Annotated in this window: 6 protein-coding genes and 2 pseudogenes; 5 read left to right on the plus strand and 3 right to left on the minus strand. The window is 38.0% G+C overall.

Features of this window, described 5'->3' with window-relative positions; genetic code table 11:
* Positions 1-65 precede the first annotated feature (65 nt).
* Together CWC18_RS18545 and CWC18_RS18550 are read right to left on the minus strand one after the other, a co-directional pair.
* Complete coding sequence (locus CWC18_RS18545; RefSeq protein ID WP_138675859.1) at positions 66-1,388, minus strand: DUF5690 family protein; 1,323 nt, start codon at positions 1,386-1,388, stop codon at positions 66-68.
* A 129-nt stretch (positions 1,389-1,517) separates the two neighbouring features.
* Positions 1,518-2,297 carry a UTRA domain-containing protein gene (locus CWC18_RS18550; RefSeq protein WP_138675860.1) on the minus strand — a complete coding sequence of 260 codons (780 nt, stop codon included), beginning with the start codon at positions 2,295-2,297 and terminating at the stop codon, positions 1,518-1,520.
* Between the two features lie 178 nt (positions 2,298-2,475).
* Between CWC18_RS18550 and CWC18_RS18555 the strand changes: the two genes are divergently transcribed.
* The 3 genes from CWC18_RS18555 (at position 2,476) to CWC18_RS18565 (ending at position 7,668) form a co-directional block, all read left to right on the plus strand.
* Positions 2,476-4,830, plus strand: coding sequence for a TonB-dependent receptor domain-containing protein (locus CWC18_RS18555; RefSeq protein WP_138593275.1), 2,355 nt, complete (start codon positions 2,476-2,478; stop codon positions 4,828-4,830).
* Between the two features lie 138 nt (positions 4,831-4,968).
* Positions 4,969-6,030 (plus strand): alkaline phosphatase D family protein, encoded by a 1,062-nt coding sequence (locus CWC18_RS18560; RefSeq protein ID WP_138593276.1) that lies wholly within the window; start codon positions 4,969-4,971, stop codon positions 6,028-6,030.
* A gap of 15 nt (positions 6,031-6,045) precedes the next feature.
* Positions 6,046-7,668 (plus strand): alkaline phosphatase, encoded by a 1,623-nt coding sequence (locus CWC18_RS18565; protein WP_138675861.1) that lies wholly within the window; start codon positions 6,046-6,048, stop codon positions 7,666-7,668.
* Positions 7,669-7,896: 228 nt separating this feature from the next.
* Here CWC18_RS18565 and CWC18_RS18570 read toward each other — a convergent pair whose 3' ends face one another.
* Positions 7,897-8,232 carry a hypothetical protein gene (locus CWC18_RS18570; protein ID WP_249348312.1) on the minus strand — a complete coding sequence of 112 codons (336 nt, stop codon included), beginning with the start codon at positions 8,230-8,232 and terminating at the stop codon, positions 7,897-7,899.
* On the opposite strand from CWC18_RS18570, the pseudogene CWC18_RS18575 reads away from it, so the two are divergent.
* Positions 8,197-8,434 (plus strand): annotated as a pseudogene (locus CWC18_RS18575) (DDE-type integrase/transposase/recombinase); the annotation flags it as partial. The gene CWC18_RS18570 and the pseudogene CWC18_RS18575 overlap by 36 nt on opposite strands.
* 277 nt (positions 8,435-8,711) lie before the next feature.
* Positions 8,712-9,335: pseudogene (locus CWC18_RS18580) on the plus strand (IS110 family transposase); the annotation flags it as partial.
* Between the last annotated feature and the right edge of the window lie 20 nt (positions 9,336-9,355).

The following is a 9,355-nucleotide window of genomic DNA, read 5'->3' on the forward strand; positions in this document are numbered from 1 at the left end:
TATTCACGCTCTCGCCCTGACTTCTAATCTAGGTTGGTTATATTTATGACAATATTATAGGTAGATTAACTTAGTTTAATTTGATTTTTAACGATGTAATTAGCATTTTTATCAAGTTTTGACCGGTGTAAAAAATATCCTAATGACAGTAAAGTTATTATAGCACCAGCTCCTCCGGTTAATATGCTGATATCACATAAAACAACATTCCAATTAACTTGGTGTGTGATAAACCCGTGATACAGCATAACGGCTACAGTGCCAAGATACCCAAATGAATCTGAAATATATGTGATAAACCCGACGTTAGCAGGTCTATTAAATGTTGCGATCAAACGCTCAAACAGAGTAGTTGAAAAAGGAATATAAGCTAGATATAAACCGACGCCATTAATGACCATCCAACTAATTGGGTCTAATTGATTATTTTGATATACCAGTGAGCATATAAGAGAAGTTAAAAACCCTGAGAAAATAAGTAAATAGTTAAGAATGATTGCCAAATGGTTGCTTGTGATCAGTTTTAAGAAAGCAACAACTAACAAAACAACAATTGCAATGGGTATCTCTGTTAAAGTGAAAATTTCAGGGGCGTCACTAAAACCAACAGAAGACCAGATATTTGCAGAAAAATTGTCCCTTAGATCACGCACAATTGTAAGCAGCGTATAACCAATAATAAGAAGGACAAGACTCAAGCCAAAGTGATTCAGAAACTCTTTTCGATTGGTTTTATTCATTGGAGTTCGTTTACAACGAGCGGCAATATCGTCGTCTGTTGGAGGAGGTAGCTGCTCAAGCATCCATACGGATACGATTAACATCGGAAAGAATAAACTAGCGCTGAAAAATGGCATCCATTGTTCAGTGACACCATAATTTAACATCAAAAAGCTACCAACACTTTTTACTAACCCAGATGCAATTATGAAGCTGGCACATAAGCCTGCGGCTAATATTTCAGTGACTTTGCGACCTTCTAAATAGCTAAAAACTATGCCCCAAACCATTCCTAAGGGTAAGCCATTAATAAACATAAAAATAGTATTCCAAGGTGCAGATATGTAACCAAAACCAAGTAGGGCTAACCAGGCAATAGTTACTAACAATAAAATAGTATTAGCACGGCCATGTGGTTGTAATTCAGAAATGACTTTTATCCCAATAAATTTAGAAAGTGCATAACCAAAAATCTGAGAAGTTAGATAAAGCGTTTTTAGAGAAACACCTAATAAAGTCGTGTCCGCATAAAGTCCGACCGCTATGGGTTTTCTAAAACCGTACATAAACGCATAGGTACTACAAGCAGCGATAATTGCATAAATGCAAAATAAAGACGTATTTTTATTAAGGGTTAAATGTATGTGTTTATTAACAATACTGAACATATTCAATCAAACTATTTAGTGGGTTTTTGGTTCATACCAGATTTTTAAGTTGCGAAAAATGGATAAGCTGATTTGTCAGCTTACAAATAGAGTATATATTCAGTTTGTGATATTTATATTTCACTTAAATTAAGGTTTTAAGTGTTGGATAAATACGTCTAACTTAGCATTATTTTCAATCATCAGTGCGTCGTGTCGCCAATACTCCCTATCAAATTCAAAAGCTACGCCATTTTGATCTCTGACAATACGAGTTACCTTTAATCCTAATGCACCATCATAAGTATTTAAATGCTGTGCTATCGGGTTAAATAAGCAGCATGATTCAACTGAAATGTCATACAACACTTTATGATGCTTGTAGGTGTTTTTAAGTAATATACTGATAGATAAAGATAGATCGTGTTTTTCTATTTCAGGTAAGTGTGCGTTACTAAAACTTAAGTCTTCAACAACCACGGCTCGTCCGTCAACAGAACGTACTCTTTTGATACTTGTGAGGCTTGTATTTTTATCTACGTGTAAAGATTCAGAAATTTCTTTGCATGGCTTTATTTGCTTTTTTGAAAGTAAAACTGTACTTGGTTGAAACCCTTGCTCAGTTGTATATTGTAAAAATGAAGCGTGGCGCATTGGATCATATTTTAGCTTTCTAGGGCAGACATACCAACCACTTCGATTTTTACGGAAAATCAACCCCATATTTTCTAATTGTCCTAATGCTTGCCGAAGTGTGGATCGAGCAACTTCATAAGTTGCACATAACTCTCTTTCTGAAGGTAAGTTACCTGTTAACTTTTTCTCAATAATATTTTTAGCAATGGCCTCTCTTACCAAGGCGTATGCATAGATATTTTTGCTCATTTTATTTGAATATTTGGTTGTTTTATCGTGCGTTATTGTTACCACATCACACTAAACCCTTCAAGAAATAAAGACGCTAAAATATGGTGTACATACGGTTTAATTAAACAATACATAATTCTGTCAATTATTTGTAATAATGTACCTATATCATTTAAAAAGTTCAAAACTTTGGTATGTACCAGATTAATTTTAATTTAAAATTTGGAAAGTAATCGACATCATGAAAACCTTAAACTCTGTGAACTCTATTAAGCCGTCTATTTTGGGAGCGACTATCGCTGCTATTTTTTCTCTACCTGTATATGCAGAAGAAAAAAAGACATCAAAAGATCAAGAAATAGAAGAAATTACTGTAGTTGGTAAAAGTGTATCTTATGCCAATAATGCATCGTCTGAAGAAATGTTTAAACAGCAATCAGCAATGACTAGCGCTATGGCTATGATTGATAATTTACCGGGCGTATTAATTAATGAAGGTGACACTTTTGGCTCTGATGACTGGTCAACCACAGTATCAATTCGTGGTTTTCAACTCAGCTTAGATGAACAACAAGTTGGTATTACCATTGATGGTATTGCTAACGGTAATTCAAACTATGGTGGCGGTGCTAAAGCAAACCGTTATATTGATACTGAAAATCTAATGGCCGTCGAGGTATCTCAGGGTACGGCTGACGTGGCGTCACGCTCAAATGAAGCATTAGGTGGTACATTAAACTTCACAACTATTGATCCTGGTACAGAGCAAGCTGTGATTGCGAGTTTGTCATTGGGTAACTTCGATGCGCAAAAATACTATATGCGTATTGAAACTGGCGAAGTATTTGACGACACCTTTGGTTGGGTAAGTTACTCAAATTCAAATAATAGCGATTGGATCACTGGTACTGCTGAAAACCAACGCGACCATTTTGCAGCTAAATTTGTAAAAGGGATGGACAGTAATGTCGAAATTACAGCGTATCTTTCTTACGACGAAGCCCATGAAGATAACTATCAGCGTGTATCACTAGACAGCTTTAAACAAAACCCGGAATCAGATGGTTTAACGGCGGACTGGACAGGTGTGCCTTACATTGATCAGGTTTATCGTCAAGGTTGGTCAACTTTACGCGAAAATTTATTTGGTTATATTGAAGTGGACACTATGATTGGGGAAGTGGAAGTTAAGGCAAATGCTTACTTCCATAAAAATGAAGGTCGTGGAGATTGGTTACCCCCTTATATTGTTGACGTAACAAATGATGGCAATAACGGTCATAGTGAACTTGTATCGGGTAATATAGTTCATGGTGGAGATTCATTGGGTCGTATTTATTTTGTAGATACTGACGGCAAATCATTAAGTCCGATAGACGGGTGTAAAAGTTCAATCGGATTCCCATATGGAGGGGCTGGGCCTGAGTATGATCCTAATTGTTATGAATCTGGGGCTCGCGCTGTAGGTTCTTACCGTACCTCTCACTATGCAAAAGATCGATTAGGGTTGAACGCTGACCTTACTTGGGAAAAGCAGTTCGGTAATAACACTAACGTCGTTCGTGCAGGTATTTGGTACGAAGATTATGAGCGTTCAGAATATCGTGATTGGCATAAGATCATTGACTCAAAAAGTAGCTATGATTTCGATCACACACCCTATTGGATCCAGTATGATCGAACTTACCCTGTAGAAACAACCATGCTTTATCTCGAAGATTCACTTGAGATGGAAACTGTCACAGTACGCGCCGGACTCAAAAAATACCTTGTTGATTTAGACAGCAAAGACAAATATAGCGGGACTGCAAAAGCAGTAAACTCAGATTCTGATTTATTACTATCTGCAGGTGCAGTTTGGTATACGCCAGTTGATGGCTTAGAAGTATTTGCAGGTTATTCAGAAAACTTTGCCGCAATAAAAGATCAAGTACTAGAGGCTGATGCATCAGCTCTAGACAATGTTGAGCCAGAAACAGCTGAAAACATGGATTTTGGTGTACGTTTTGATAATCAAGACTTTAACGCCAGTATTACGCTTTACAGTATTGACTTTCAAAACCGTTTGACATTTATTTCACCGGGTTCAGAAACGGGTAACGATTACCTTGTGGGTACAAATGGCAGCTATATTAACACCGGTGGTATTGAATCGTCAGGTGTTGAAGCGTCATTGACTTATTACCCAAGTCAAGATTTCTCTGTGTATATGTCTTATACAAGTAATAATTCAGAGTATACAGATGGAACCGTGGGCATCGAATCTGGTAACACAGTGTTTGGGTCTGTAGAAGATATGGCTGTTTTTTCAATTGATTGGCAATCGCAAGTGTATTCTGCAGGTCTTTCAACGAAATGGTTAGGTGAGCGTTGGTTAGATTCAGCGAATACTCAGCGTATTGATGCTTATGCCGTCAGTGATTTATACGTGGGAGTTGATTTAGAAAGTTTTGATAGTGCACTTAAAGGGGCATCAATTCGTTTTACGGTGAATAACTTGTTTGATAAAAGTTATATCGGCAGTGTAGCAGGTGATTGGGGTGGCTGGATTGGCGCACCTCGAACGGCTGCGTTGAACTTCCAAACCCGTTTTTAATTTTCAAGCTAAATAGCAAAGCCATGCTACTTAGTTAAAAAATGAGCTAACACAGGGCCGCTAGCATTTATATTTGCTAATGGCTCTTTTTTTATAGTGCGATTTTATAATGAGAAAATTTAACTAGGACACAGCATAATGAATTTAAAACAAGCTATGTTAGTCATCATCAGTTTAATCACTGTTTTTTCAATACAGGCAAAACCAATTTCACAGGTTAGTAAAATTTTATTTGGCTCATGTAGTCATCAAGATAAAGACATTCCTATTTTTGATGCCATCAATAAAGAACACGCGGACTTATTTGTATTCTTAGGTGACAATGTTTATGGGGATACCGAAAATATGACCGTCCTTAAATCTAAGTACCATAAGTTAGGTATCAAACCGGGGTTTGTGCAACTTCGAGCAACGACACCCTTGGTCGCCATGTGGGATGACCATGATTATGGTGAAAACGATGCGGGTCAAGAGTATCCATTTAAAGAAGCGTCACGCGAGATTATGCTTAATTTTTGGCAAGAACCAAAAGATAGTCCCCGTAGAAAAAGAGACTCAGGTATTTATACCTCTTATATGTATGGTAAAGAAGAACAAAGTGTACAACTTATTTTACCTGACTTGCGTTGGAATCGCCCCGAGCTTAACTCTATAGGCGAATTGAATTATTGGCTTAATAGTTTTTTTAATAATGTTGGTCCTTACCGTCCTGTAGATAATAACACCTCTATGTTGGGCGAAGCACAATGGCAATGGCTTGAAAAAGAATTGTTAAAACCAGCCAGTGTCAAAGTGATTGCATCGAGTTTACAGCTTATCCCTGATTTTACAGGGTGGGAAAGCTGGGCTAATTTTCCTGCTGATCGGCAGCGTCTGTTTGATTTCATAGAAACACATCAAATAGGAGGAGTGATCATGATAAGTGGTGATACTCACTGGGGCGAGCTTTCTAAATATCAAGTAAAACAGAATTATCCACTTTGGGAGATAACCAGCTCCGGGCTAACGCAAAAGTGGAAAGATGTGAGTCCAAATATGCACAGAGTCGGTGAGTATACCTCCGAGGTGAACTATGGATTTATCGAGATTGATTGGTATCAAGACGATGCCCTAATCGAATTTGGGTTAAAAGACATTAATGGCAATGTAACACACCTTAAGAGTATGCCTCTGTCAAACCTGCAATTTAACTCAAAGTAAGGGTTTAAGTTAATAATGCAATTAAAAGATGTAATATCATTGTCTTTTGGCACATTTTTCGTGATAACCAGTTTAACCTCATGTTCGACTATATATTCACCTGAAATCGTCAAACAACCTAAAATTAAAAATATCATCTTAATGATTGGCGATGGTATGGGTCCACAGCAAGTTGGCTTATTAGAGGAATATGCAACGCGGGCGCCAAATTCAATTTATAAAGGTGATAACAGTGCGATAGCCAAGCTTGCAAATGCAGGCGTAACAGGTCTATCACTGCATGGCCCGGCTGACAAATTGGTTGTTGATTCAGCTTGCTCTGCAACACAATTAGCCACAGGGTTACCTGCTGGAAATGAAATGATAGGCTTAACCAGAGCGGGTTATAAAGCACCAACAATCTTAGAAAAAGCAAAAAGTTTAGGTAAGGCAACTGGCTTAGTGTCTGATACACGTTTAACGCATGCTACGCCAGCAGCCTTTGCAACTCATCTAATCCATCGTTCAATGGAAAATGAGATTGCTGAACAAATGGTTCGAACTGGTGTAGTGGATGTCATGCTTTCTGGTGGGCTGAGGCATTTTATTCCAAAAAATTATCGGTTGAACGAAGCGTTTACGCCGTTAGAAAAACAGTTAAAAGAGAGTGAAATAGTTCCTAAATCCAAACGTCGTGATCAGAAAAACTTGCTATTTGACGCTAATAAAAATGGGTATGACCTCGCATTTACCAAAACACAAATGTTCAAGACAGATGCTAAAAAATTATTAGGTTTATTTGCAAATAGTGCGATGGCAAATGGAATTGATACTTCATATAGAAGAGTGTCCGAAGAGCCTAGTCTTCGTGATATGACTCAAAAAGCGATAGATATATTATCACAAAATGAAAATGGCTTTTTCTTAATGATTGAGGGCGGGCAAATAGATTGGGCGGGTCACAATAATGATGCAGGTACTCTACTTCATGAAATGATTAAATTTGACAATGCTATAGAAGCCGTATTCAACTGGGCAAAGGGCAGAGAAGACACTTTGGTGATTGTTACTGCAGATCATGAAACAGGGGGATTTGGGTTTAGTTATAGTGGAGAAAATCTACCAGAATCAGAAGTACTTAGTAATCCAGCTCAAGATATATATCAGCCTAATTATAATTTTGGTGATTTAAGTATATTAGATACATTATATGAGCAGAAGAAAAGTTTTGCTGAAATGTGGCATTTGGCCAAAGGTAATAAAAATAGACCTTCACCTTTGAGTTTGGTGAGTATAGTTAACCTACACAGTACTATTCATATAAATGAACAAGATGCCAAATCTATTCTTGCAGAGCAAAAAAATGAGTTTTTCAAAAGAGGGCATAAATCTCTTGGAAAAAAGGTGGCGAGTAAAATAAATGACTTTACGCCATTTTATGTTTATTTAGAAGAGCGGCCATTGAATTTGATAGGCCGGGCAATGTCTACTAAACAAAATATAGTATGGTCAACTGGCACACACACACACACGCCAGTTGGGGTCTTTGTATTTGGTCCCGAGCATACGGTCAAAAAATTCAACGGGCTTCACACGCATGTTGAGTTGGGCAAAAAAATGCAGCGTATTTTCGATTTTAATGTTAACAATAGGCATTAGGTGTTTGATGCGATTGGTAGAAAACAACACCCAACTACTATCTTAGCCTTAAAAATAAATTTTTTAGATTGGCCAATATGAGTGGGTGTTAATTTTTCAAAATGAACTGGTGCAATTAATGTGAATAAGTGTGATTAACGAGGGAAACTGTCGGTCTAATTACCGATCAACTTTGTCGTGAATAGCATATCAGCCAGTTGCTAAACTGGCTATTGTTTATGCTGACTTTTACAGAGCTTGTGATTTTTCAACTTTCAACGTAGTGGTATTCATATTGTTTCTCAACCATACACTCCGTACCCCATTGGGACTGATATCAATGGCAAGCGCTTCTGTCAGCTTCATGGCGACTTCTTGTTGGCCCAAATGAGGATGTTCGATTAAGAACTGAACAACCGCTTCTTCGATTGCCATATCAATGCAGTTTTTATGCCGTATATTTGGCGTTTCTTGCCGTTTTAATGCATCAGCACCTCGTTGTTTAAGCAGCTTTAGCTGGCGATAAATCGTATCACGAGAGACGTCACTTTGGAGCGTGAGTTTAACGTATCGGCACCAAATCAAGTTTGTTGTGGCGACGTAACCTATGTTTGGTGCGGCTCTCGTTGGGTTTACCTAGCAGTCGTTATTGACCTTTATGCCCGTAGAGTTGTAGGTTGGGCAACATCAATAAGGCCTGACAGTGAGCTGACGAAAAGGCATTAGGATGGCTTATAAAAGCCGCGTCAACCTAAAAAGAGTTATGTTTCATAGTGACAGTAATAATGTTTTAGCCTTGTTTTACTGTATAAATCATCCACTAATGGTTCATACTTGAGACATGGTACCAACAATGTACTAGGTTCTCTGACCCTCATAGCGATAGACCAATTAATTTGTGTCATTCCTCGGATCTGTCGATTGCCTAGTTTCATTGCTTGGTGAGGGTAACCTCGTCAATATTTGTGACTCAAGAAGGGCCTGTTGATTATCTCATTACTGTCATGTCCAAGTATTTGATTTGGAACTCTCATCCATATTGGCTATAACCTTGGAGATAAGAAATGAATCAGATCAAAGAGTGTGTTGTGGGAGGTGTTGATACCCACAAGGACATCCATGTCGCTGCCGTAGTAAATGAGTTTAACCAAGTAATATCTACCGAAAGCTTTCCAACAACTAGATATGGATATAAGAAAATGCTTATGTGGATGTCGTCATTTGTAAGAGTTTCACGGGTGGGAATTGAATGCTCTGGCACATATGGTTTAGGTTTATTACGCTATATGCAAAGCAGCGGGATTGATGTTTTAGAGGTCACTGCGCCAGACAATTCAGATCGTCGCAGACGAGGAAAAGATGATACTTTAGATGCTGAAAATGCAGCACATGCTGCTTTTAGTAAACTACGTACAGTTACACCAAAAACAAGAGACGGTATGGTTGAATCTCTTAGAGTTTTAAAAAGTTGTCGTAAAAGCGCTGTGGCTGCTAGAACAGTAGCATTGCAGATGATAAGAACGAGTATTGTGTCAGCTCCTGATGAGTTACGTGAAACTCTTAGGTATATGACAAGAATGAGCTTAATTCGTACGCTCGCATCAACCCGCCCTGACTTAACAAACTATAAAGACATTAGTACAGCATATAGGATCACCTTAAAATCACTTGCTAGAAGGTATATTGAACCAGGGTGAGATCGTGAGTG

Origin of the sequence: Pseudoalteromonas aurantia (genome assembly GCF_005886875.1) — a bacterium.
GTDB classification, from domain to species: domain Bacteria; phylum Pseudomonadota; class Gammaproteobacteria; order Enterobacterales; family Alteromonadaceae; genus Pseudoalteromonas; species Pseudoalteromonas aurantia_A.

What these genes read in the sequence shown, in the direction of transcription:
- CWC18_RS18545 (WP_138675859.1), bottom strand. Translation starts at nt 1,388, where the DNA reads ATGTTCAGTATTGTTAATAAACACATACATTTAACCCTTAATAAAAAT.
- CWC18_RS18555 (WP_138593275.1), top strand. Translation starts at nt 2,476, where the DNA reads ATGAAAACCTTAAACTCTGTGAACTCTATTAAGCCGTCTATTTTGGGA.
- CWC18_RS18560 (WP_138593276.1), top strand. Translation starts at nt 4,969, where the DNA reads ATGAATTTAAAACAAGCTATGTTAGTCATCATCAGTTTAATCACTGTT.
- CWC18_RS18565 (WP_138675861.1), top strand. Translation starts at nt 6,046, where the DNA reads ATGCAATTAAAAGATGTAATATCATTGTCTTTTGGCACATTTTTCGTG.